20 protein-coding genes and 1 pseudogene are annotated in these 23,261 nt (G+C 62.8%); 7 read left to right on the top strand and 14 right to left on the bottom strand.

Annotated features, from left to right (window positions below; all coding sequences use genetic code 11):
• Positions 1–115: 115 nt before the first annotated feature.
• Positions 116–2,089 (top strand): S9 family peptidase, encoded by a 1,974-nt coding sequence (locus tag SAZ10_RS10900; protein WP_318609238.1) that lies wholly within the window; start codon positions 116–118, stop codon positions 2,087–2,089.
• A 121-nt stretch (positions 2,090–2,210) separates the two neighbouring features.
• Here SAZ10_RS10900 and SAZ10_RS10895 read toward each other — a convergent pair whose 3' ends face one another.
• From SAZ10_RS10895 to SAZ10_RS10885, 3 genes are all read right to left on the bottom strand, one after another.
• Positions 2,211–2,846: a cupin domain-containing protein gene (locus tag SAZ10_RS10895; RefSeq protein WP_318609237.1), complete on the bottom strand. Its 636-nt coding sequence runs from the start codon at positions 2,844–2,846 to the stop codon at positions 2,211–2,213.
• Between the two features lie 408 nt (positions 2,847–3,254).
• Positions 3,255–4,625 (bottom strand): FAD-containing oxidoreductase, encoded by a 1,371-nt coding sequence (locus SAZ10_RS10890; RefSeq protein ID WP_318609235.1) that lies wholly within the window; start codon positions 4,623–4,625, stop codon positions 3,255–3,257.
• The gene (locus SAZ10_RS10885; protein WP_318609234.1) at positions 4,625–5,086 is read right to left on the bottom strand and encodes a DUF4126 family protein; all 462 of its coding nucleotides are present in this window, start codon (positions 5,084–5,086) and stop codon (positions 4,625–4,627) included. Before SAZ10_RS10885 ends, SAZ10_RS10890 begins: the two co-directional genes overlap by 1 nt.
• Positions 5,087–5,253: 167 nt before the next feature.
• Here SAZ10_RS10885 and SAZ10_RS10880 point away from each other — a divergent pair, with 167 nt between their 5' ends.
• Positions 5,254–6,036: an SDR family NAD(P)-dependent oxidoreductase gene (locus SAZ10_RS10880; RefSeq protein WP_318609233.1), complete on the top strand. Its 783-nt coding sequence runs from the start codon at positions 5,254–5,256 to the stop codon at positions 6,034–6,036.
• 3 nt (positions 6,037–6,039) lie between these two features.
• Here SAZ10_RS10880 and SAZ10_RS10875 read toward each other — a convergent pair.
• Positions 6,040–6,946, bottom strand: a pseudogene (locus tag SAZ10_RS10875) (LysR substrate-binding domain-containing protein).
• A gap of 163 nt (positions 6,947–7,109) precedes the next feature.
• On the opposite strand from SAZ10_RS10875, the gene SAZ10_RS10870 reads away from it, so the two are divergent.
• Positions 7,110–7,574: a nuclear transport factor 2 family protein gene (locus SAZ10_RS10870; protein WP_318609232.1), complete on the top strand. Its 465-nt coding sequence runs from the start codon at positions 7,110–7,112 to the stop codon at positions 7,572–7,574.
• Between the two features lie 11 nt (positions 7,575–7,585).
• On the top strand, positions 7,586–8,209 hold the full coding sequence (locus SAZ10_RS10865; RefSeq protein WP_318609231.1) for a pyridoxamine 5'-phosphate oxidase family protein: 624 nt from the start codon (positions 7,586–7,588) through the stop codon (positions 8,207–8,209).
• Between the two features lie 195 nt (positions 8,210–8,404).
• On the opposite strand, the gene SAZ10_RS10860 is transcribed toward SAZ10_RS10865, so the two are convergent.
• From SAZ10_RS10860 to SAZ10_RS10850, 3 genes are all read right to left on the bottom strand, one after another.
• A complete protein-coding gene (locus SAZ10_RS10860; RefSeq protein WP_318609230.1) occupies positions 8,405–9,460 on the bottom strand; it encodes a succinylglutamate desuccinylase/aspartoacylase family protein in 1,056 nt (351 codons plus the stop codon).
• A 122-nt stretch (positions 9,461–9,582) separates the two neighbouring features.
• Positions 9,583–10,656, bottom strand: a complete 1,074-nt coding sequence (locus SAZ10_RS10855) for an ATP-dependent DNA ligase (protein WP_412535206.1) — start codon at positions 10,654–10,656, stop codon at positions 9,583–9,585.
• Positions 10,657–10,732: 76 nt separating this feature from the next.
• Positions 10,733–11,803 (bottom strand): nitronate monooxygenase, encoded by a 1,071-nt coding sequence (locus SAZ10_RS10850; protein WP_318609229.1) that lies wholly within the window; start codon positions 11,801–11,803, stop codon positions 10,733–10,735.
• A 270-nt stretch (positions 11,804–12,073) separates the two neighbouring features.
• Between SAZ10_RS10850 and SAZ10_RS10845 the strand changes: the two genes are divergently transcribed.
• Complete coding sequence (locus tag SAZ10_RS10845; protein ID WP_318609228.1) at positions 12,074–12,616, top strand: hypothetical protein; 543 nt, start codon at positions 12,074–12,076, stop codon at positions 12,614–12,616.
• 165 nt (positions 12,617–12,781) lie between these two features.
• Here SAZ10_RS10845 and SAZ10_RS10840 read toward each other — a convergent pair whose 3' ends face one another.
• Positions 12,782–13,471 (bottom strand): DUF1236 domain-containing protein, encoded by a 690-nt coding sequence (locus SAZ10_RS10840; RefSeq protein ID WP_318609227.1) that lies wholly within the window; start codon positions 13,469–13,471, stop codon positions 12,782–12,784.
• A 492-nt stretch (positions 13,472–13,963) separates the two neighbouring features.
• Between SAZ10_RS10840 and rnk the strand changes: the two genes are divergently transcribed.
• Both rnk and SAZ10_RS10830 read left to right on the top strand, forming a co-directional pair.
• Positions 13,964–14,374, top strand: a complete 411-nt coding sequence (rnk, locus tag SAZ10_RS10835) for a nucleoside diphosphate kinase regulator (RefSeq protein ID WP_318609226.1) — start codon at positions 13,964–13,966, stop codon at positions 14,372–14,374.
• 143 nt (positions 14,375–14,517) lie between these two features.
• The gene (locus SAZ10_RS10830) at positions 14,518–15,045 is read left to right on the top strand and encodes a nucleoside-diphosphate kinase (RefSeq protein WP_318609225.1); all 528 of its coding nucleotides are present in this window, start codon (positions 14,518–14,520) and stop codon (positions 15,043–15,045) included.
• Positions 15,046–15,124: 79 nt separating this feature from the next.
• Here SAZ10_RS10830 and SAZ10_RS10825 read toward each other — a convergent pair whose 3' ends face one another.
• From SAZ10_RS10825 to SAZ10_RS10800, 6 genes are all read right to left on the bottom strand, one after another.
• Positions 15,125–16,804, bottom strand: a complete 1,680-nt coding sequence (locus SAZ10_RS10825; RefSeq protein WP_318609224.1) for a formate--tetrahydrofolate ligase — start codon at positions 16,802–16,804, stop codon at positions 15,125–15,127.
• Between the two features lie 232 nt (positions 16,805–17,036).
• Complete coding sequence (locus SAZ10_RS10820; RefSeq protein ID WP_318609223.1) at positions 17,037–18,161, bottom strand: DUF2333 family protein; 1,125 nt, start codon at positions 18,159–18,161, stop codon at positions 17,037–17,039.
• 49 nt (positions 18,162–18,210) lie between these two features.
• Positions 18,211–19,497, bottom strand: a complete 1,287-nt coding sequence (locus tag SAZ10_RS10815) for a DUF6638 family protein (protein WP_318609222.1) — start codon at positions 19,495–19,497, stop codon at positions 18,211–18,213.
• 78 nt (positions 19,498–19,575) lie between these two features.
• Complete coding sequence (locus SAZ10_RS10810) at positions 19,576–19,983, bottom strand: endonuclease domain-containing protein (protein WP_318609630.1); 408 nt, start codon at positions 19,981–19,983, stop codon at positions 19,576–19,578.
• A gap of 57 nt (positions 19,984–20,040) precedes the next feature.
• Entirely contained in the window at positions 20,041–21,948 is a 1,908-nt protein-coding gene (locus tag SAZ10_RS10805; RefSeq protein ID WP_318609221.1) for an AAA family ATPase, read from the bottom strand.
• 28 nt (positions 21,949–21,976) lie between these two features.
• Entirely contained in the window at positions 21,977–23,122 is a 1,146-nt protein-coding gene (locus tag SAZ10_RS10800; protein ID WP_318609220.1) for a hypothetical protein, read from the bottom strand.
• Positions 23,123–23,261 lie beyond the last annotated feature (139 nt).

The raw sequence follows: 23,261 nt of genomic DNA, 5'->3' as shown, positions 1-23,261 counted from the left end.
CAGCCGAGGCAACTGGATTCGCAAGGCCTGCAGCCTGGTCCGCCTAGCATCCTGACGCGCCGCTCCGACCGGGGTATAACGACCCGTCGGTGTATTCGCAAAGAGGTGATGATCCATGGCGACGCAGCCAGCGAAGATGGCGCCATACGGCTCCTGGAAATCGCCGATCACGTCCGATCTCATCGTCTCACAAGCGATTTCCCTGTCGGAAGTCCGTCTCGACAAAGGACTAGCCTATTGGCTGGAAGGCAGGCCACAGGAACAAGGCCGGTCTGTGATCGTGCGCGCCGGGGCCACAGGCCCAGAACAGCCCCGAGAGCAGGCCGACATCGTAGCGCCACCTTACAATGTGCGCACACGCGTGCACGAATATGGCGGGGGCGCATGGAGCGTGACCGACGGAACGCTCTATTTCTCGAACTTCTCCGATGGCCAGCTATATCGTCTCACCGACGGCGCAGCCAAGCCGGAGCCGCTCACCCCAGTGCCGCCCGGAGCGTCCGGCGCCTGGCGATATGCCGACGGCATTATTGACCGATCGCGCAATCGCTGGATCGGCGTGCGCGAGGATCACAGCGGCAGCGGTGCGCCGGTCAACACGATCGTCGCCGTCGACCTGGCAGGTTCCGGCTCCGATCCGGGGCACGTAATCGCAAGCGGGCACGACTTCTTCTCGTCCCCGCGCCTTTCGCCGGATGGCAGCAAGCTCGTCTGGCTCGCCTGGGATCACCCGAACATGCCCTGGAACGGCACCACTCTTTACCTGGCGGAGCTCCACGGCGACGGCGCGGTTGTGGGCGAGACGCGAGCGATCGCCGGCGGTGAAGCTGAGTCGATCTTTCAGCCGGAATGGTCGCCCGATGGAACCCACATCGTTTTCGTGTCCGACCAGTCCGGCTGGTGGAATCTCTACCGCTTCGAGCTAGCGACGCATGCCATCCACCCAATCGCGCCAATGACCGCGGAGTTCGGGCAGCCGCAATGGGTGTTCGGCATGTCCACTTACGCTTTCGCCGGCCCCGACCGCATCGTCTGCACCTACTTGCAAGCGGGCTTGGGGAAGCTGGCTGTCGTCGATTTCGTGAGCGGCGCGCTGCAGCCGATCGAAATACCGTTCACGCAGTTCGCTTCGGTTCAGGCCTCCGGCGACCAAGTCGTGTTCGTTGCAGGTGCCCCATCCCTTCCCACGAGCGTGGTGGAGCTCGATCTGAAATCCGGGCGGCATCGCATCCTGAAGAAAGCGACCGAAGTTCTGGACAGTTCGGACGTGGCAATCGCCGGCTATCTCACGGCGGTGCAATCGATCGAGTTTCCGACCTCCGGCGGGAACACGGCCTTCGCCCTGTTTTATCCGCCTCGCAATCTCGACTATGCCGGACCTCCCGACAAAAAGCCGCCGCTGCTCGTCAAGTGCCATGGCGGCCCGACCTCGGCCGCCTCTAGCTCACTCAGTCTCGGCACGCATTATTGGACGAGCCGCGGCATCGCCGTGCTCGACGTAAACTATGGCGGCAGCACCGGTTTCGGCCGCGCCTATCGCGACCGGCTGCACCGCAATTGGGGCATCGTCGATGTCGACGACTGCATCAACGGGGCCAAATTCCTTGCGGAGCAAGGCCTTGTCGACCCGAAGCGCATCGTCATTACCGGCGGTAGCGCCGGAGGATACACGACGCTGGCCGCCCTCACCTTCCACGATTTTTTCCAGGGTGGAGCGAGCTATTACGGCGTGAGCGACGCGGCCGCGCTCGCGCGCGACACGCACAAGTTCGAATCGCGCTATCTCGACTGGCTGATCGGGCCCTATCCCGAGGAAGAGGCGCTCTACCGTGAGCGCTCGCCGCTGTTTCACGCAGAGCGCCTGGCCAAACCAGTTATCTTCTTCCAGGGCGACGAAGATGAGGTGATTCCTCCGGGCCAGACCGAAACCATGGTGTCAGCGCTTCGCAGCAGCGGCAAGCCGGTCGGCTACTTCCTGTTCTCCGGCGAACAGCACGGGTTTCGTCAGGCCGCCAACATCAAACGCGCTCTGGACGCCGAACTTTATTTCTACGCATTTGAGGTCTTTCGAACGGGGCTGACGTTTTAGGGATGTGCCGGGGACAGTCTACTTTTTTCCGCTAGCTCGGGCCAAGCGCCTCGGCCTTTCGGCGGAAAGAAGTAAACTGTCCCCTGCGCGACCTTGGCCCGCGACCGAACCGGCGTCGCCATCAACTCGAAAGCCCCGCAGCCGCAAGCACTTCCGGGTCCGGCGTTACATGCGCATGGGGCCTGCAGTAGACCGGATCAATGGCTTTGTAGCCCAATAATTTGCCGAGCGGCGCGAGGATGCCGAGCAGCACCTTCTGTACCGCCTGCGGAGGATGGGTGAAGACGACCATGTCGGCGAATTCTCTGACGATCACTGCGGCTTGCAGCGGTGAGGGCCGCCCATTCTTGTCCACCTTGCCGTCATTGGCGAGGCCGAACAGCATGCCGATCAGAAGCTCGAAGCGGCCCGGATCGAAGTGATCCGCTCCCGGCGCCCGCGTGATCTCGACCAGCACATGAGCCTCTTCCGCCCTGCTGCTGTTCCACCAGTCGTGCACGACGCCCGCCTCTACCGTCGCCGACTGACCGGGCTCCAGGCAAAGATGCTTTCCTGCGATGCGCGCATCGAGCCGGCCGCGCAGCGCTGTGAATTTCTCGATCAGATAAGGGTGGAAATGCTCGCCGACGACGGCCGCTCCGGGGCGGGCGGTCAAGTGCGCGATGGCTGGCCCATCACCCCGATCCTCGGTGCCGCGCAGAACTACAGCATACTCGCCGGTGATTTTGTTCTCATAGACGTCGCCGCAGCGCGACATGAAACTGCCTCAATCCTCGCGGCATCGTGACATGCCACAGGGGAAATGCAAGGCGCGCCTTTTCCGCATTTGCCTCCACCGCGCCTTGATGGCGCCTAAGCCAAGAGCCTTCATCGATACGGCGCGAGCGGTAGCGGCCGCATCAGCTTGAGTCGTTCCTTGTCCCGCAGCGCCTTCTGGAATACCCCTCATCCGTCTCGGCGCTTTGCGCCGAGCCACCTTCTCCCACAAGGGGCGAAGGGGGAGCGCTGCATTTGCGTCTCGGCTGATCGGCGAGGTTCGAGATTTTGCGGCGACCTAAATGCCAAGCTCCCCCTTCGCCCCTTGTGGGAGAAGGTGGCTCGGCGCGCAGCGCCGAGACGGATGAGGGGTCCTCCAGAAGGCGCGATCGGATCAAAAATATGCGCCTCACGCCAGCTCCTTCATCTCCCCGAGCATCGTGGGCACCAGCTCAGACACCGTCGGGTGGATGTGCATGGTCCTGGATATCGCGGTGTAGGGTGCCTTGGCCGCCATCACGTCGAGGATCGAGTGGATGACCTCGTCGCCGCCGGTGCCGAGGATGGCCGCGCCGAGGATCTCCTTGGTCTCGGCGTCGACCATCACCTTCATGAAGCCGCGCGTGTCGCCCTTCTCGATGGCGCGCGACACGCTTGTCATCGGCATCGTGCCGATCAACGCCTTCCTGCCGGACTTCTTCACAGCGGCCTCCGTCATCCCGGCACGGCCAAGCGGCGGGTCGATGAAAAGCGCATAGGTCGGAATACGGTTGCTGACGCGGCGCGGGTCATTGTCGAGCAGGTTCGCCGCTACAATCTCGAAATCATTATAGGACGTATGGGTGAAAGCGCCCTTGCCGTTGCAGTCGCCGAGCGCCCAAATGCCGGGGACATTCGTGCTGAGCTGGTCGTCGACCTCGATATAGCCTCGACGGTCGATCTTCACGCCGGCCTTGTCGAGGCCGAGATCGTCGGTATTCGGCCGCCTTCCGATCGCGAGCAGGAGGTGCGAGCCCACGATCTCGGCTGCGCCGGCGCGCGGCTGCACGGCGAATTCGCTTCCTCTCTTGGAGAAGCGAACGTCGTTGGCGCCGAGATGGATGACAATCCCTTCGCCTTCGAGGATCTCCTTGATCGCAGCAGAGACATCCTCGTCCTCGCGGCCGATCAGGCGTGCATCGCGCTCGATCACCGTCACCTCCGCGCCGAAACGGCGGTACATCTGTGCGAACTCCAGACCGATATAGCTGCCGCCGAGGATGACGAGATGGCGGGGCAGCGTGTCGAGTTCGAGCACCGAGGAATTGGTGAGGTAGTCGATCTGGTCGAGCCCCGGCAGCTCGGGCACGCTGGCTCGCCCGCCGACATTGAGGAAGATGCGCTCTGCCTCGATCAGCTCGCCGTTGACGCTCATCGTCTTCGGGCCCTCGAACCGGGCGTGGCCGCGGAAGACGGTGCAGCGCTCCATGTTGTCGAGCCAGTTTTCGAGGCTGCGGCGCGAACTGCCGGAAACCTCGTCCGCACGCGCCTTCACCTTCTTCATGTCTATAGCGATCGGCCCGGTAGCCACACCGTAGTCGGCGCCATGTCTTGCGAGATGCGCGGCGTAGGCGTTGGCGATCAAGGTCTTGGTCGGCGTGCAGCCGGTATTCACGCAGGTACCGCCGAACAGCTTGCGCTCGATCATGGCGACGGTCATGCCTGCCGCCGTCAGCCGCCCCGTGAGCGACGGTCCCGCCTGCCCTGCCCCCACGACGATCGCATCGAATTTGCGTGTCATCACAACCAACTCACGACCAACAGCGCGCCCAGCACGGCGACCGCATCCTCTGCAAGAGCGACCGGCAGGTCGCGACCCCCGGTCGAAGCCACAAGGCTCTTCCTCGCTTCATAGCCGCCATATGTGCCGATAACCGCCCCGATCACGCCGGCGATCAAGCCGCCGATGGTGAGGCCGGCCGACGCGCCGATGGTCGCGCCGGAGAGCGCACCGGTCACGATGCGCGCACCGAACTGGACAGGTACGGTGCGGCTCGGTGTGCCAGGCCGCTGGTCGTTAATCAGCTCGACGATGGCGAGGAGAGTAAAAATCCAGGGCGCCAGCCAATGCCCCATGAACCACGCCCAGGTGGCGTTTACGGGCAGCCAGCCGAGATGGGCGGCCCAGCTTACCGCAGCCGGCGCAGTCATCGCTCGCAACCCGGCTATGATGCCGATCAGCAATGCAAACAAATACGTCATCGAAACTCCGGCGTGGCAGTTTGTTTGGCGTCTGAATGGGATGGTACCACACCCCTTGCGCGCAGACAGGCCGCATTCTCACCGATATTGCTCGCCAAACCTCTTGAAGCTCCGATGGCTTGGCTCGTAGGAAAGGCTTGACTCTGACAATTTCGCGGAGCTGCCCAATGCCTTCAAACGCACCCCTCTCGATTCCCGATCTTGCCGACAAGGCAGTGCTTGTCACCGGCGCATCCACCGGCATAGGCGCGGCGCTCGTGCGCGCCTATGCGGCGCAGGACAGCAAAGTCGGTCTTCACTATAACGCAAGCCGTGAGGCCGCCGAGCAGCTCGCTGAGGAGATCCGCGGTTCCGGCGGCGATGTATTCCTGACACAGGGCGACTTCTCGGTCTCGGCCGACGTGACCCGCGTCGTCGAGGAGACAGCGCAACACTTCGGCCGCCTTGACGGGCTGGTGAACAATGCCGGCGGCATGCTCGGCCGTGTTCCCTATTCGGAAATGACCGACGAGCAGTATGACCGCGTGATGGACCTCAATGGACGCTCGGTGATCACCGCCTGCCGCGTCGCGATCCCGTGGCTGAAGAAGCAGGGCGGCTTCATCATCAACACGTCCTCGATCGCGGCCCGCACCGGCGCCGGAAACGGCGCCGGCGTTTACGGCTCGGCCAAAGCCTTCGTTTCCAACGTGACGCGAGGCCTCGCCAAGGAGTTGATCGGCTTCGGCATCAGGGTGAACGCAGTGTCGCCGGGCGTGATCCTTACGCCCTTTCACGAGCGCTATTCAACGCCCGAGCAGATCAGAGCAGCGGTCGCGATGATCCCGCAGGGGCGAGCCGGCACGGCCGAGGACTGCGTCGGCGCCTATCTCTTCCTCTCGTCTGACCTGCTTTCCGGATACATCACCGGCCAGGTGATCGAGGTGAACGGCGGCCAGCTGATGCCATAACCGCTACGAAGGTAACTTAGCGATTGTCGCACGCAGCTTAGGCACGGCGACGTCGAGAAAAGCGCGCACCTTGCGCGGCAGGAGCCTGCCGCCTGTATGGACCATGCTCACCGGCGCAGGCGGCGGCTGGAACTCCGCAAGCACGATCTCCAATTCGCCTTTCGCGAGCGCAGCCGCCGCCTGATAGGCAAGCACACGCGTCAGCCCAATTCCGGCTACGGCCGCGTCGATCGCCGCTTCCGCTGTATTGACCGACAACCGTGAGCGAATCGATGCTACGATTTCCGAATTGCCTTGGCGGAAGAACCAGCGGTCCGCCTGCATGAGGCTGTCGAACGTCACGCAGTCATGCCCGGCGAGATCGGCAGGGGCGGTCGGCCTGCCTCGTGCCGCAAGATATGCCGGGCTGCCGCAGACGATGCGGCTGATCGCTCCGATACGGGTCGCAACCAGGCCGCTGTCGGGCAGTTCGCCGATGCGTATGGCAAGATCGACCTGGTCTTCGGCAAGGCTGAGGTTGCGATCGTTCAGCATCAGCCGGATATCGACCTCGGGATAGGCCCTCAGGAATTCCACGACGACCGGCAAGACATGCAGCCTTCCGAAGACGAGCAAGTGCCGTGACGACAAGCTCACCTCTCGGCGCCGCATATTCGCCGCTCGCGATGCGCTCCGCCTCCGCAACGTCATCGAGGATGCGCCGCGCCGCCGCCAGATAGTCGTGGCCGGCTTCGGTCAGGTCGAGCCTGCGGCTTGTCCGGTTGACGAGCCGCACTCCGAGATACGCCTCGAGCTCAGCGATTCGGCGGCTGACCGTAGCGAGCGGGAGCCCGACCTTGCGTGACCCCGCTGAGAAGCTGCCCGTATCGACCACGGCCGACAACACGCGCATGGCCAGTAACCGATCCATGGATCCTTCCTGTTTTTGAGAGGATGCTTCCCGACTTTGCCCTATGCCCCACGAATTTGGAAACTCCTAACTTGTGTTTGTTCGGCCGACAGGGGCTCCCGATTGCCTATCGTTGGCAGCCGCTGCGAAAATCGCCCCTTCAACAGCCGACAAGGAGCACACCATGACTCGCCCGCCCTTTCCCCCTTTCACTGACGAGACTGCCACCCAGAAGGCGCGGTTGGCCGAAGATGCCTGGAACACACGCGATCCTGCCAAGGTTGCGCTCGCCTATACGGTGGATAGCCGATGGCGGAACCGGGCCGAATTCCTGCAAGGACGCGAAGCCATCGAAGCCTTCCTGATCCGCAAATGGAATCGCGAGCTCGACTATCGTTTGATTAAGGAGGTCTGGACCTTCCGCGAGAACCGCATCGCCGTGCGTTTCGCCTATGAATGGCACGACGACGCAGGCAGCTGGTTCCGCAGCTACGGCAACGAAAACTGGGAGTTCGACGATGAAGGCCTGATGCGGCTGCGCATCGCCTCGATCAACGACCTGCCCATCAAGGAAGCCGATCGGAAATTCCATTGGCCGCTCGGCCTCCGCCCGGATGACCACCCGGGGCTCAGCGAGCTCGGCCTCTAAAGGAGATCGCGGTGGACGCCTCCCCTGCTTATTCCAGCGACGTGGCCTTCACGCAGACTGTGAAGGCAATCCAGACGCGCAAAGGCTCGCGCGACGGCTATGCCTCGATGGAGCGGCGGGGCGGCTGGCGTACCGCGATCACGGCTGACCTCGCCACCTTCATCGGCGAACAGGTGAGCGTTTTCCTGGCAACCGCCAATGCTGGCGGCCAGCCCTATGTCCAGCATCGCGGGGGGCCACCCGGCTTCCTGCACGTGCTTGACGAGAAAACCATCGCCTTCGCCGACTTTTCCGGCAACCGGCAATACATCACTTCCGGCAACCTCGACGACAATCCGAAGGCGCACCTCTTCCTGATCGACTACATGAACCGCCGCCGCGTGAAAATCTGGGGAGAGGCAAGGGTCGTGGAAGGCGACACCGAACTGCTGGCGCGGCTGATGCCGCAAGGCTACCGGGCGCGCGGCGAGCAGGTGATCCTGTTCACGGTCACGGCCTGGGACGCGAATTGCAACCAGCACATCCCGCAGCGCTTCGAGGCAGCCGACGTCGCGACCGCGCTGGCCCTGCGGGAAAGACGCATCGCGGAGCTGGAGGCGGAGGTGGCGAGGTTGAAGGCGTTGGCGGCCGAGTGAAATCGTTGCATTCTCTGTAAAATGCGCCCTGCGATCTGGCGCCTTCTTTGCAAAATGCGCCTCTGATTGGCAGAGACGCAAAATGCAGCGCTCCCCCTTCGCCCCCTTGTGGGAGAAGGGGGCACGCTGCTCAAACGTCTCGCCCAATCTCCAACGTCGAGAATTGCAGCTGGCCGATTGCCAAACTCCCTCCCCCTACTCCTCCAGCGACCCCGACTTCTTCACCATGGTGCTCGGCCTGTCGCCAACGAGCTTCAGCAGATCCTCGCCTGCCCTGAGCGTCCGGGTTGCGCGGCGGGTGATGATATAGCCGGATTGCGGAGCAAATACCTCGACGGCTCCGTCCGGCTCGCCCGGCGCGTGCACGATGGTCGCGAGGCGATCGCCTTCCTTGACGCGGTCGCCGGGTTTCACGTCATAGAGCGCAGCTCCGGCCTTGGGCGTCTTCACCATCTCGACATTGTCGAGCGGCGCGACCACACCACCGAACGGGCCGGCCGGCGCTACGGTCCTGTCCTCGATGACGCCGCGCGCGACAAGCAGCCGATAGAGCCCTTCTGCATCGCGCTCGGCATAGCCTCGCTCGACATCCGCGATGCCGCGCAGCTCGACCGTGGTGACGGCGCGGCGCGCAAGTGCCTCGGCATCCAAAGCCAGATATGGATGAATCGCGGCTTCCTCGAACGCGCCATCGGCCGCATTCTGCCAGGTGAGCACGGCTTCAGCGCCAAACGCCGCCGCGCAGTCGGCCATCGCCGGCCAAAGTGCCGCGGGCACGTAGAAATAGGGCACGCCCTCGTCGTCGCAGTGAAGGTCGAGCACGATCTCATGCTCCAAGGCGAGCCTGAGCAAACGGGCCTTGAGCCGCCGGTCGGCTGTTGCGAGCCGCTCGTCGGAAGGGATCAGCGCAGCATCAGGGCGGTCGAGCAGCGGAAACTCGCGATTGAAGTTGACTCGCGTGCCGAGATGGAATCGGCCGAAGTGATCACCGTAGAGATATTGCGAGCGGCCGATCGGATTCGCCGCGGGGACGATGGTGAGATCGCCGCGGATGCGCCCTTCCGCTTCAGCCGCCCTGAGCTTCGGCATCAGCGCATGGATGGCTACCACGCCCGGCAGTTCTCCGCCGTGTATCGCCGCCTGCATATAGACCGACGGCGTGCCGGGCACCCTGCCTTCGATCCTGTAAACCGGAAACTCGTAGGAGATGCCATCGGTGTCGCCGGCAATCCTCTCGATGGATTTCTGCATGAGGTCCTCGCTTTTGCAGTGTTGTAGCGGGGCCTTCGAAGGCCAGACAGATTTCCGATGACGCTTTCGCTTGTGCCAGTGTCGAAATGCAGTCCTGACGTGGTGGCGAAGTTGCGGCCCCGTCACGCCCGCATTTCGATCGCCTCACCAATCAGCTTGCCGGGCCGTGCTTCGCGTTCGAGCTGATCGAAGGTGCACTGACCCGGCGCCTTGTCAGGCCGCCATCGCAGAAGCTTCGTTCCATGCCGGAACCGGTCGCCGGTGACCTGATCATAGCGCACCTCCACGACCAGCTCGTGGCGCAGCGGCTCCCATTCCCCGGAGCGTTCTGTCGACCAGCGACTCGGGCCGCCGGGCGCCCGGCCGGTGAAGCCCGGCGGCCCTTTCAGCGCCTCCAGCTTGCGGGTCAGAGGCTCACGGTCCTCAGCCAAAATCGTCGAGGTGAAGCCGACATGGTCGAGCAGACCCTGGCTGTCGAAGAGCCCGAGCAGCAGCGACCCGACGAGCGGGCTGTCGGAGCCGTAGCGAAAGCCGCCCACCACACAATCCGCGGTGCGCATGCGTTTCACCTTGAGCATGGCCCGCTCACCGCTCTCGTAGGGGCGATCAATACGCTTGGCCATGACACCGTCCAGCGCCCCACCCGCCCGCTGGAGCCAGGCTTCGGCTTCGTCGCGTTCGCGAGTAAAAGGCGACAGCCGGAACGGCGCGGCCTTGTCAATTTTCGTGAAGAGCCGCTCCAGCTCGGCACGCCGGCGAGCGAGCGGTTTATGCATCAAATCTCGGGATCGCCCCACACGCAACAGATCGAACAGAATGAAGACGGACGGCGTCTCATGCGCCAGCTTGCGAATGCGGCTCTCGGCCGGATGGAGCCGCATCTGCAGCGCATCGAACGACAGCGTATCGCCCTGCGGGATTACCAGCTCACCGTCGACGATGAAATCGCTGCCTGGCAGCGATCGGATCGCGTCCAGCATCTCCGGGAAGTACCGCCCAAGCGGTTTCCCGGATTTGGCGCGCATATCGACCATGTCCCCCGAGCGGTAGGCGACGCAGCGAAAGCCGTCCCATTTCGGCTCGAACTGCCAGCCCGGCCCTTCGGGGAGAGCGTCGACCAGCCGAGCCTCCATCGGCTCGATAAGCGAGAAGCCGGTCGGCGTTCCTTTCGAGCTCCCGCCGGTATTGCCGGCCATTTTGTCGTCCATTGCGCAACAACCCTGTTCGGCTGCAGCGGTTCCGTGGGCGGCGACACCGCCCGACGATCAGCGCCTATTCCGGTCCGAGCTGTCCCATCGCTTCGGCCCACAGCTTCCGGGTCAGTTCGCCCGCTGGCAGCTCGACCGCCAGCGGTGCGCCCTGGCCCGACCATAGCGACATGAAATCCCCTGAGCCGTTCGGCTCGCTTGCTGCGCGCAAAGGCGAGAGGGGCCCGCCCGCCAGCGGAAACTCCGGTGCCTTGCGGGACATCGGGCCGAGCTCCCGCATCAGTCGGTTGACGATGCCGCGCGCGGGCCGGCCGGTGAAGATGTTGGTCAGAGCCGTGTTATCGGCTGCTTCGTTTCTCAGTGCCGCCTGATGGACTGGCGGCACCTTGGCCTCAGGGCAAAATAGATAGGCAGTTCCGATCTGCACCGCCGAGGCGCCGAGCGCCAGCGCCGCGACGATGCCGCGGCTGTCGGCGATGCCGCCCGCGGCGATAACCGGCACCGACACCGCATCGACGACCTGCGGGACGAGCGCCATGGTCCCCGACTGTGTGTCGATCTCGCTCGTGAGGAACATGCCGCGATGGCCGCCTGCTTCGGCACCTTGAGCGATGATGGCATCGCAGCCCCTGCTTTCCAGCCATTTTGCTTCCGCGACCGTTGTCGCCGAGGATATCACCTTGGCGCCGGCTGCCTTCACCCTCCCAAGCAGTGCCTCCTCGGGCAGGCCGAAATGGAAGCTCACGATCTCCGGCCTGAGCTCTTCGACGAGCGAACAGAGCTCGCTGTCGAAACTCTTGCGGTTCGAGCTGGGCGCTTCGGCCTTGGTGTCGAGCCCGAGCTCGATGTAATAGGGCTCGAGCAAACGCCGCCATTCGGCCTCGCGGGTCGCATCGGGCCGGGCGGGCTTGTGACAGAAGAAATTGAGGTTGATCGGCCGCGAGGTTCGTTGCCTGATGATGCCAAGGCCTGCCCGGATCTGGTCGTCGCCAAGCATGGCGCAAGGCAGGGAACCGAGCCCGCCCGCCTCCGCGACCGCTATGGCAAGCTCCGGCGTCCCGGGCCCGGCCATCGGCGCAAGCACGATCGGCAGCTCAGTGCCGACAAGTTCCCGAAAGCGGCGATCAATATGCATGGTTCTTCTCCGGCGAAAGGATTGCTGCTTTCCATGTGAAGCTGGCTTTGCGCAATCTCAATGGATCTTGCGTTGCACACCAGGGGGTAGCGTTCGCTGGGAGTGAGCGAACTGCTGAGCTCTGGCGCCTCGACTTAAATGAGCTTATTCTAAAATAGCGCTGCCGCTGCGACGCCGAATTGGTCATGGAGCGCGCCGTGCCTCCCATATTCAGGGCATTTGCGAGCGCAGTTCTTCCGAATAGCAGAAATTGCGGCTTCAAAGGAGGAGATGATGAAGACCCTGCATGCCTTTTGGCCGATGCTGGCGGTCGCGCCCGTTGCACTTTGCCTCGGCATTTCGGCCCTCCAGGCCGCTCCGACGCAGGCGCAGCAGCAAGCGATACGCTCGTCATGCCAGAGCGACTACCGCAGCTATTGCGCAAGCGTTCCGACCGGCGGGTCGGCGGCCCTCCAATGTCTCGAGAAAAATCTTGCAAAGCTTTCGCAGTCCTGCCAGCAGGCCGTCCAAGCCGCCACCGGCAGCACATCGACGGCAGCTCCCAAGGACGCCACCGCACCTGCTGCACCGGCCCCGGCGGCCGCCGCAGCACCCAAACCCACGTCGCCGGCCGCAAAAGGCCCGGTGATCGTCGTCCTTAAGCCTGGCCAGGAAATCGCTCTTATGCGCAGGGCATGCGGCACCGATTACAGGCAGAGGTGCAGCGGTGTCGCGCCCGGTCAAGGGCGCGCCGTGCAGTGCCTCGTATCGCACGCGTCATCCCTGTCGGGGACCTGCAAAGGGGCACTGAGCAAGCTCGGGCAGAAGTTTTAGGGAAACCGAAGGTCAGCGAATTGCAGGCTTTCGGACGGGTTCGTGCTGCCCAGCAAGGGCAGTGTGAATGATCTCGCCCGCATTCATCCGGCCCTCGCCAAAGGCTTGCAACAAGCCGATGGCAGGCCGCCTTCGCGGCGGCCTGTCCTGATCGTCAGCTGGCAGTTACGCCTCCAGGACCGCGACGACCTTCAGCGAGTCCGGGTCGACGATTACGATCCTGCCATCCGCGAGGACGAAGTACTCGTAGCTCTCATACGCAGGCACAAGCTTCACGATGCGCTGCGGAAGACGATGGATTTTCACCGTGTGCGGAACAGTGGCACCGACCGTAACATCGAAATCGACGTGGGCGGGTTCCACCTTCGTCTGCGTGATTATGTGTCTGATTTCCGTTTTCTGTTGGGCCGTCACGTTGACCTTGCCGATGGCGCCGGTTGTTTCATTGTTGGTAGCGGGAGCCTGAGCCTGGCCTTCTGTCTTGGGCGTCGTACTCTCACTAGCCTGCCCCTGTGTCTTGGGCGCCATGTTGTTGCCCGCCTGGCCCTCCGTCTTCGGCGTTGTGGTTTCGCTGGCCTGACCCTCGGTCTTGGGCGCCATGTTGTTCCCCGCCTGACCCTCGGTCTTAGGCGATGTGGTGTCGCCGGCCTGGCCCTCGGTCTTTGGCGCAGTGGTGTCACCGGCACGCTTCTTCTTGGGCATCATGGATTCGCCCGTCTGGCCTTCGGCCTTGGGCATGGTGGCACCGGTAGACTGATCGGTTCCCGCGTTCGGCTGCTGCGTTTGCGCCAAAGCAGCTCCCCCCGCCACACTGAGAGCAAGCGCCATCGTTGTTCTGAGCAAGATATGTTTCATAATAGACTCCTCGATCTTCTGAAGTGTCCCTCGTCTATGAAACTGCTCTTTGAAAAATATGTTCCGGCTGATATTTGGCCTGTGCGAGATCTGGGTGCCACTCACCAGTGCGGCCTAGATTCAAGCTGGATCGCCAGGCCGATCTACCTTTTTGTTACGCATCGGATCGTTCCGGAAACCGCTGTGCAGCTTTTCGTCCCGATGCGCCAGCAGCACGCCGAAAACGTACGACGCACCACAGCTTGACTTCCGTCTCCGGGTAACCCACCTTCGAGCAATGGCACAGCGTCGTTCCATCGAATACATTCTGTTCCGGGTTTGTCCCATCGCGGGATCCTGACCCCGGCTCGGTGCTGCGCGCGCCCGGGCCGCGGGTGCACACAGGCAAAAGTCGAGCGGGGCCAAGTCCCCAAATAGCGCGCCAATTTCCCCACATTTCGAGCAAGGCGATCCCTCCAAGGGAGGGCGTCATGCATTGACAGGAATATACCTATGACCACGAAAATACGGCGTAAGCCGCAAATCACCATTGCGAAAACCGAGAGCGCCCGCCTGCTGGCTTTGGCTGCGGCCTTGGCCGAGCGTAACCCGGAGCTCTCCGACACCATGTTCGGCGAGCTCGAACGTGCCCGCGTCGTTACGGATGATGCTGTCGCCGGGAACGTCGTGCGGATGGGCTCCGTCGTTACCTATCAGCCGGACGGCGACGAGCCCCGCACTGTCACGCTCGTTTACCCGGGCAACGCGGATATCGACCAGGCCCGCATCTCGGTCGCCACGCCTGTCGGCGTGGCGTTGATCGGCCTCTCCCCCGGCCAGTCGATGGCCTGGACGGCCCGGGACGGCCGCAGCCACGAGCTGACCGTCCTTGCCGTGCATTCCCCCGAGGCCGTGCTGCCGTGAGCCGGCTCGTTCTCCATGCAGGAAGTCTCATCGCAGGATCGCTGCCCCTGTGACGGAATGCCTTCGGCATCACCGTCGCAGGGGCTGCAACGCCACGAGACTGCAACCGACGGCCGCGATGAGGCCTGTCGCTGGAGACCGACATGCTGGAAAACGAACGCTGCCTTCTCACGACGAAGGACTTCACGATACTCGAGGTCATGCTCGATCGCGGGCAGGAGGCTGCGCTGACGCAGCTGATCCGCCGCAAGCTCGACCACGCCACCGTCATATTCCGCGAGGACGTCCCGGCAGGGATCGTCACGCTCAACAGCCGTGTCAGCTACCGTGTCGGCAATGCCGCACCCGAGACCAGGATCGTAAGCCAAAGCCGGCTCAATGGCCTGGTCGGTTTTGTGCTTCCACTCACTACGCTGCGCGGCCTGGCGCTCCTTGGCCTGGCCGAAGGCCAGTCGATCACGGTGACGACGGTCGATGGCGAAACCGAGATGCTAAGTGTCGAGCAGGTGTTGTTCCAACCCGAGGCAGCCAGCCGGACGCTGGCGCATGAGCGCAGCCGTGGCCGGCGCCCGCGACTGGTCTATGACGCCGACGCCCTGCCGAGCGCCATTGTCGCGGACGATCCCTTCGAGAAGCCCGTTCCTGACGACCCCGGGCCTTCGGCCGCTTGAGTCATTTCGAGCGTTCTGATTTTTGGGTCGAGGCAGACCTCTGCAGCGCGGACTTCCTTCCGGTCGTCCGCGCAGCCCGTCAGAACAGGCCTTCGATATAACCCTGCTCGTTGAGGAATATCTTTTCGGATGACGGCGACTTGGGCAGCCCCGGCATCGTCATGATCTCGCCGCAGATCGCCACGACGAAACCGGCGCCCGCAGCAAGCCTTACCTCACGCACCGGCACGACATGGTCGGTCGGCGCGCCGCGCACGTTCGGGTCGGTGGTGAACGAATACTGGGTCTTGGCCATGCAGACCGGCAAGTGGCCGTAACCCGCTGTCTCCCATTGATGCAGCTGGTCGCGCACTGCCTTGTCGGCGATTGCCTCCGAGCCGCGGTAGATGCGCTTCACGATCGTATTGATCTTGTCGAAGAGCGGCATCTCCTCAGCATAGAGAGGTGCGAACTGAGACGCGCCACTCTCTGCGAGGGCAACGACCTTGTGCGCGAGCTCCTCGATGCCGGCCGAACCCTGTGCCCAATGTCGGCATACGATCGCTTCCTCGCCCATTGAGGCAACAAAATCCTTCATCGCCCGGATCTCGGCGTCGGTATCCGAATGGAAATGGTTGATGGCGACCACTGCCGGCACGCCGAACTGGCGGACGTTCTCGATATGCCGGCCCAGATTGGCGCAACCTTTCTTGACCGCCCCGACATTCTCCTGGCCGAGATCCTCCTTCTTCACCCCGCCATTCATCTTCAAGGCGCGGACGGTCGCGACGATGACGGCAGCCGCCGGCTTCAGACCGGCCTTGCGGCACTTGATGTCGAAGAACTTCTCTGCCCCAAGATCCGCGCCGAAGCCGGCTTCGGTCACCACATAGTCGCCAAGCTTGAGGGCGGTCGTCGTCGCCATCACCGAATTGCAGCCATGCGCAATGTTGGCGAATGGCCCGCCATGCACGAAGGCCGGGTTGTTTTCCAGCGTCTGCACGAGGTTCGGCTGCATGGCATCCTTCAAGAGCACCGCCATCGCACCGTCGGCCTTGAGGTCGCGCGCGTAGACCGCGCTCTTGTCGCGCCGGTAGGCGACGATGATGTCGCCGAGCCGCTTCTGCAGGTCTTTGAGATCCGTCGCCAGGCACAGGATAGCCATCACTTCGGAGGCGACGGTGATATCGAAGCCGGCCTCGCGCGGAAAGCCATTGGCGACGCCGCCCAGAGAGCAGACAATCTGGCGCAACGCCCGGTCGTTCATGTCCATCACACGACGCCAGGTGACCCGTCGCGTGTCGATGCCAAGCTCGTTGCCCCAGTAGATGTGGTTGTCGATGAGCGCCGACAGCAAATTGTGGGCCGTGGTGATGGCGTGGAAGTCGCCAGTGAAATGGAGGTTCATGTCCTCCATCGGAACGACTTGAGCCATGCCGCCGCCGGCCGCACCGCCCTTCATCCCGAAATTGGGACCGAGGGACGCCTCACGGATGCAGACGACCGCCTTCTTGCCGATGCGGTTGAGCCCGTCGCCCAGGCCGACCGTGGTCGTTGTCTTGCCCTCCCCCGCCGGGGTCGGGTTGATCGCCGTCACCAGGATCAGCCTGCCATCCTTGCCGTTCCTCTTGGAGGCGATGAAGTCGGCTGTGATCTTCGCCTTGTCGTGGCCATATGGCAGCATGTGCTCAGGCGGGATGCCGAGCTTGGCGCCAATTTCCATGATCGGCTTCTTCTTCGCCGCGCGCGCGATCTCGATGTCGGATTTCACTTCGGCCATGAGGGCTCCCCAAACTGGAAGACGAGAACTGGAATGTCGCAATTGAAGCAGCGGCCAGCCGCTCCTCCCGGCGCGCATAGAGCCCGAGCGGTCAAATTGGCGCCGTCTTAAAACAGGCGCGCAATGCACGAATTGCGACGCTGAAGCGAGTGAGTGGTGAATGGTGAAATGGTGAATAGAGGCAGAACCTGGAGAGGCGATCGCCCGTTCCCTATTCACTATTCACCATTCACTATCTCGACAACACGTTGCTGATGTCGACCATGTTCGTCCGGACCCTCAGGATGTAGAAGCCGATCGTGGTGAGGTGGCTCGGCATGATCCAGCCGCCTTCGCTTCCATTCGAGACGATGACCGGCTGGATGCGCAGCGCCGACTTGAACTGATCTTCCATCGTCTGCCACAAGTTCTCGAGGTGCCGCTCCGTGATGACCTGCTCGAAGTCGGCGCGGGCAGCCGACATCAGCCCGTAATAGCCGTAGAGCTGGCCATAGGCGAACCAGAAGCGATCGTCCGCGCGCATGTCGAACCAGCCGCTGCTGTGGTTCTCGGCGCGATCCTTCAGGATGGCCGTGGTCGAGCCCAGGTCACTCGCCACCCGGTCGAGATACTGGATCAAATTGTCGGCACGCGCGTCGAAGACGGTGTTGCATGCCTGCAGCTGATTGTTGAAGGTGCGCAGGTCCTTGATGGCCGACCGGTAGTAGCTCGGGGTTGGCGTCTTGGGACCGAACGGGTTGAAGCCGAAATACCAGGTTTCCTCGTCGAACTGGATGTTGCCGCGGGCGCTCTGCAAGTTGTTGTCGATCTGCGAGGTGCCGCGAACGCGGCCGAGATTGTCGGCGAGCTCGGTCAACGTGCGGCGTACCGCCTGGTTGATGCCGCGCTGAAACGAGGCCTTGTTATCGAAGAATGGCGTCTTGTCCCAGTCGAGGCCGAAGAAGCCGAGCTTGTAGAGGATCATCGACGACACCCAGGGGTTCTGGTTGACGTTGAAGTCCGTCAGGTCGGCCGCCACGTCGGCGATGCCGGAGCGTCCGCAGGTCTTGGCCGTGCTCGAGGCCGCGCCGGCATTCAGCTGCTCGCCGGCCGATACCCCGCGTGACTCGAATTTATAGGCGTCGGGATAGTCGGGGTTGAAGTTGGTCCACACCTGCGTGGTCCAGAAGAAATAGCCGTAGAGCCCGATCAGTACGACGACCGCGGCGCCGAGGATGCTCTTCAGGATCCAGCCGCGTTTCGTGTACCAGCGGCCGGCCCACATGAACGGCCACAGGAGGATCCCGACGAGGAAGCCGATGCCGCGACCGATCATCTGGAAGGCCCAGGTGAAGAAATTCACGATCGGATCAAGCATCGACTTCCCATCCCTTGAGCTTTGCCTTCATCTGCTTGCCGGCCTTGGTTCAATCCGTGAGCCCATAGAGGCGGGCGCGAAACGCAGCCTTGTCCTTCAGATAAGTGGATTTCAAAACGGCCACAACCTGCCGCCGCCACGCTTCGCTGCAGCCTTCATATTCCTTGTAGAAGGTCTGCTTGTTGAACACGTAGCGCGACACGAAGTCGGATGGCACGAAATCCGAAATAAGCCGGTTCGTCAGCCACGCGTCCGGATGGTCCGGCCTGGCGCGCACGATCAGGAAGCGGTGTTGCGGCGAAATCTCGTCCAGTTCGACGCGGCCGGTCTGCGCGACTTCCCGCTTGGTGGCATTGAGGAAGGGGAAGACGCCATCCTCAGTGATCAGGTCGGCATGGCGCGCGATCCAGGTCTGCAGCCACACCTTGTCCGCCCCGGTGAGGTCGGCGCCGGGGTCGTTGTCGCGGATCAGTGCGCGGATCGTCATCTCGGCGCGATGCTCGAGATAGCCCGACCTTTCGAGCCATGAAGCCCGCGGCAGTTCGATGCGGCCTGTCTCGGCGAGGAAGCGGAACACGCGCTCCGTATCGCTGGCTGCGATATAGCTTACCTGCCACGGCCGTGAGCGCCGGAAGCCGGGCGCGGACGGGTCGGCGACCACGGTCGTCACGTCGCGATCGACGAAAACATAGGTGCCGCCGAAATGGCTGGTCCAGAAAGCGTTGTGACGGAAGATCACCTGGTCCGGCACCAGCGCGTTCTCGCGTATGTCGCCGCAGACTTTCGCAAGCACCACCATGCGCTGAAGCATCTCGTCGTCGCGCCAGGCGTCGGGCTCGCGCTTCAGGCGATCGGTCAGCGTCGCAAGCTCGGCGGCCTTGCCGAGCACGTCCTCGGCCGAGAGCACCCGGAACTCGACCTGGTTGATGGTGAGCAGGTCCTCGATGTCCTCGACCTTGGCGACTGAATCCTCGATCTCGCCATAGATCACGTCCTTGATGGTGAGCGCATCTATTGCCCGGCTGTTGCTCGTGAAGAACTCGTAGAGCAGCTTGCCGGTGTTGGAGAACGCGGTATGCACGACCGGCAGATCGACCTGGTCCGGGGTCAGGATGATGAAGCGCCGGTTCACCTCGTTGGGATCGAGATACTGGTAATCGCCGAGCTCCTCCGCGATCTCGGGCGAGAAACCGGTGCGGTCGATACCGAAGGAGGCGAGCCTGGTCGGCTGCAGCCCGAAGGCGACGAGCGCCTTGTTGTAGCGCTCGATCAGATGCGGCTCGGTGATGGTCAGCAGCCGACCGTAGATCAGCGCGTTGTCGCGCAGGAGGTTCATAGCTCTACCTTTCCTTTTCCCCGTTCACGGGGAGAAGGTGCCCGAAGGGCGGATGAGGGGCGGCGCCAACGCTTGCCATTATTCCTCGACCACTCTTGAAGGCATGAATTTGACGTCCGTTGCGATCATCTTTTTCGTCAGACGGCCATCGAGGGCCGCCACGATAGTCTCCAGAACGCTGTCCCGTTCCTGAAGAATGTCCGTGTGCCAGAACCGAAGCACCGACCATCCATTTCCGCTCATCGTCCCGTCTCTGATGAGATCACGTTTGCTTCCGACATGTTGCGATCCATCCACTTCAACAACCAGATTGGCCTCACGGCATGCGAAATCGGCAAAATACGGCCCTATCGGCAACTGCCGAACGAATTTATATCCGTTGAGACGCCGGCCGCGCAGATCGGACCACAGTCGTTCCTCCGCCTCGTTTTCGAGCCTTCGCAACTCACGAGCTCGCCCCGTCCTTTTCGCATTACCTCCACGCATCGCGCTGCCCCTCATCCGCCTGCCGGCACCTTCTCCCCGTAAACGGGGAGAAGAGAGCTAACCCCACTCCCCCCTCGCCTTCATCCCCTCGATTTCCCGCGCCGCCCGCTCCCTCAGCCTCGCATCACGCACCATCTTCTGCATCGCCGCACCATCCGCCCGGTCGGAGTAGCGGAACTCGCTGTCGGCGTAACGGTTGATCTCCTGCATCACCATGGCCATCGAGAACGGCCCGCGCAGCTCCTCGATCATGGCCTTCTTCTCGTCGTAGCTCTTTGCCATGAAATTCTCGGGCTTCTCGAACCATTCGTCCGGGAGTTCGATGTCCATCGCGCGCATCTTGATGGCGTCGGTGACGTTCTTGATGGCGCGGCCGGTGAAGCGCGGCTCGGCCTCCTTGATCATGTGCAGATAGGCGCCAACATCGGCCATGGTCTTCGGCTCGCCCTGCTCATTCAGGAAGCGCTCATAAACCCTCTGCATGCCCTCCTCCTTGGGCTTCGCGTGCTCCTCATAGGCTTCCGCCACGGCGCGCTTGATCTCCTGCGCGGCATAGAGCTTGTGGTCCCCGAGCGGTATCTTGTGGTTGGCGCCTGCGAGCAGCACGAAGATGTCGACATAATCTTCGAGCGTCTGTGGCCCGTCGACCAGCCAGCGCGCGCCGGCTCTTTGTCTCAGCGCATCATCGACATTTTCCGGATAGTTGGAGAACATGCCAAAGCTGGAGTTGCCGCGCACGACCGTTCCGGCGCCCCCGAACGCGTCCATCAGGACGCCGGTGATCTCCTGCTGGCCGGCCGAGGCACGGTCGTCCGAGCGCCTCGCCGCAACCTGATCGATATCGTCGATGGTGCCGAAGCCGATCGCGCGCGGATTGAGGACGTTGTTGATGAATTGCCGGCAGTTCTGGCCGGACTTGCCCTGGTAGGACGAGATCTGGTCAACCCCGAAATTCTCGTAGTGAAACGGGTAGCCGGCCACCTGGCAGTAGTCGTTGACCAAACCCGCGATCATCTGGATCAGCGTCGTCTTGCCGGTGCCGGGTGCGCCGTCGCCGATGAAGGTGAAGAGGAAGCCGCCGAGCTCCACGAACGGGTTCAGCTCGCGCTGGAAATCATAAGCCATCAGCATCTTGGCAAGCTTCACCGACTGGTATTTGGCGATATGGTTGCCGACCACCTCTTGCGGTTTCTTGAAACTCATCACCAGCGGCTTCGTCTTCCCGCCCGGCGCGACGTCGAAGCCGTCTATCGTGAAGTCGTCCCTGTCGATCCTGATATGCGCGCTTTCGAAACTGCCGATCCCGTCGAAGCGGCTTTTGCGCTGGAGCAGCCCGTCGATCGCCAGCCGCGCGAAAGCGCGTGCCCGTGTCGTGAGGTCGATGTCATCCTTGGCTCCAAGCAGGGCCCGGTCGAGCCCGGCCACGAGCGACTTCACCGCGTCCTGCGCGGTATCGAACAGGAAGTCCGGTTCGTCGATGTCGTTGGGCGGCTCGCCTTCGCTGTCGACGAGCTGCAGCAGATAGGATGCGAAGCTGAAAGCAGAAATGTAAGCGGCCGCCGACAGAAGCTGCTTGAACTTGGCGGCTTCGTCGCCCTCGAGCGGCGCGCGTGCGTTCTTGGCCTGCAGGCTTTCGAGATCGGTGCCCTCGGCGAAGATGGCGGCGATCGCCAGCGCCACTTGCAGCCCGCGCCGCGCTCGATAGAGAAGCGTGTGCTGGGCGATCCCCATCAGCGGGTCGTCCGGACGGATCGCGGCTACGGTCTTGGCAAGCTCTACCTCATGGGTCCTGCGCACCGAGCCGGTCGAGACCGTGGGCACGAACCGCCGTCCTGTTCCGGCAAGTGCAGTGCCGGACTGGCTTGCAGGCCCCTCCAGCACGACGAGCCGCGTGATCATGCTCTGCGCGATGGCGCGGTGCTTTTCGATATCGGCTTCGTCGATCGTGGTGAGCCCGGTGTCCATACCACAACCCCCTTGTCAAACGTCCTTGTCAAACGTCGTTGATCACCTGCCCCTTGGACAGGATGTGCACCTTGTAGCCGTCGAACACCTTCTCAGTTTCGCCCGACGCATAGAGCGCCTGATAGGCCTCGTGCGGGATGAGAGCGTGCTTCTCGTAGCTCGACACGCCCTGCCGGGCGGCTTCGAGGTCGTCTGTGTTGATGTAGAACTCCTGCGTCGCCTTTTCGCTCGACCACAGGCCTCGGTGGCCGGGCTTCTCGGATTTGGAGAACACCTCCTGGATCGTCCAGGTGAGCAGCCAGGCGTTTGCGGGCCGCCTCACCTTGGAAAGCACCTCCGTCACCACCGAGTTGTTCTCCGTGATACCGGCAGAATAGAACGGTCCCAGCACCACGCGGCGCAGCTGCTTGGGGTGCAGCGTCTCGAAATCCTTGTCGAGATTGGTAGCGATCGTGGTCGGCGAAAGCGAATAGGCCGAGTTCATCTCGGTGAAATCATCGAAGCGATGGGCGAGTTCGGGGTTGAGCAGACCGTCCACGGGCAGCGGTATGCGGATCTGCTCGTTCAGCTTGCCGTCCTGCCGGACAAGCTGGTTCACCATGGCTTCCGACGAATCCTCCACCGTCGCCATGTAGATCAGCGGCAGGTTGGCCGTCCCGTCGAAGCTTGCCCAATGAACCAGATAATAGGGCCGGAAGGTCTTCGGGTTCACCGAAACCTTGGCGGTCTCTGCAAGCACGAACGGGCTGAAGATGGCCCCATCCTTGACGGCCTCGAGATAGAGCCGCTCTGCCATTTGCTTCTGCAGCGCAGCGGGAAACTCTTTATGGCGCAGGATGAAGTCCGCCATCTCGTTGCGCAACTCGTTCGGCTCGGGGATCGAGGCAAGCCGCTGGTTCGCCTGGCGCCGATCATTCTCCAGCTCCAGCAGGTTCTGGAAGACGGGAAACCCGCTCTCGGCACGCGAGATCTTGAAGGTTTCGGCAAATCCCAGACGGTTACGCCAGCAGGAGAAGGAGTTCTCGAGCCTGCCGATATAGCCGGCGACGATCCCGGCAGCGATGCCCTGATTGTAGAGCGGCGAGCGATCGTCGCGCATGAAAATCTCAAGCCCGGCAAGTGCTGCCGCGATCGTGGAGAAATATTGTTCGGCGGGGTTGGTGTCGGCACTCATTCGCAGGCACTCCGAAGTAGGCGCCCTACGTTGCCCCCCTCTGTCCTGCCGGACATCTCCCCCACAAGGGGGGAGATCGGACGGCCGCATTGATTTCGCCAATCGCCAACGTTTGGAGATTGGCGAAGCCCTAGATGGC

The sequence above is a fragment of the Mesorhizobium sp. BAC0120 genome, from assembly GCF_033542235.1.
Taxonomy (GTDB): Bacteria; Pseudomonadota; Alphaproteobacteria; order Rhizobiales; family Rhizobiaceae; genus JAWRCU01.
The sequence above is the reverse complement of the archived record's forward strand: the minus strand, read 5'-3'. Positions and strand labels throughout refer to the sequence as shown.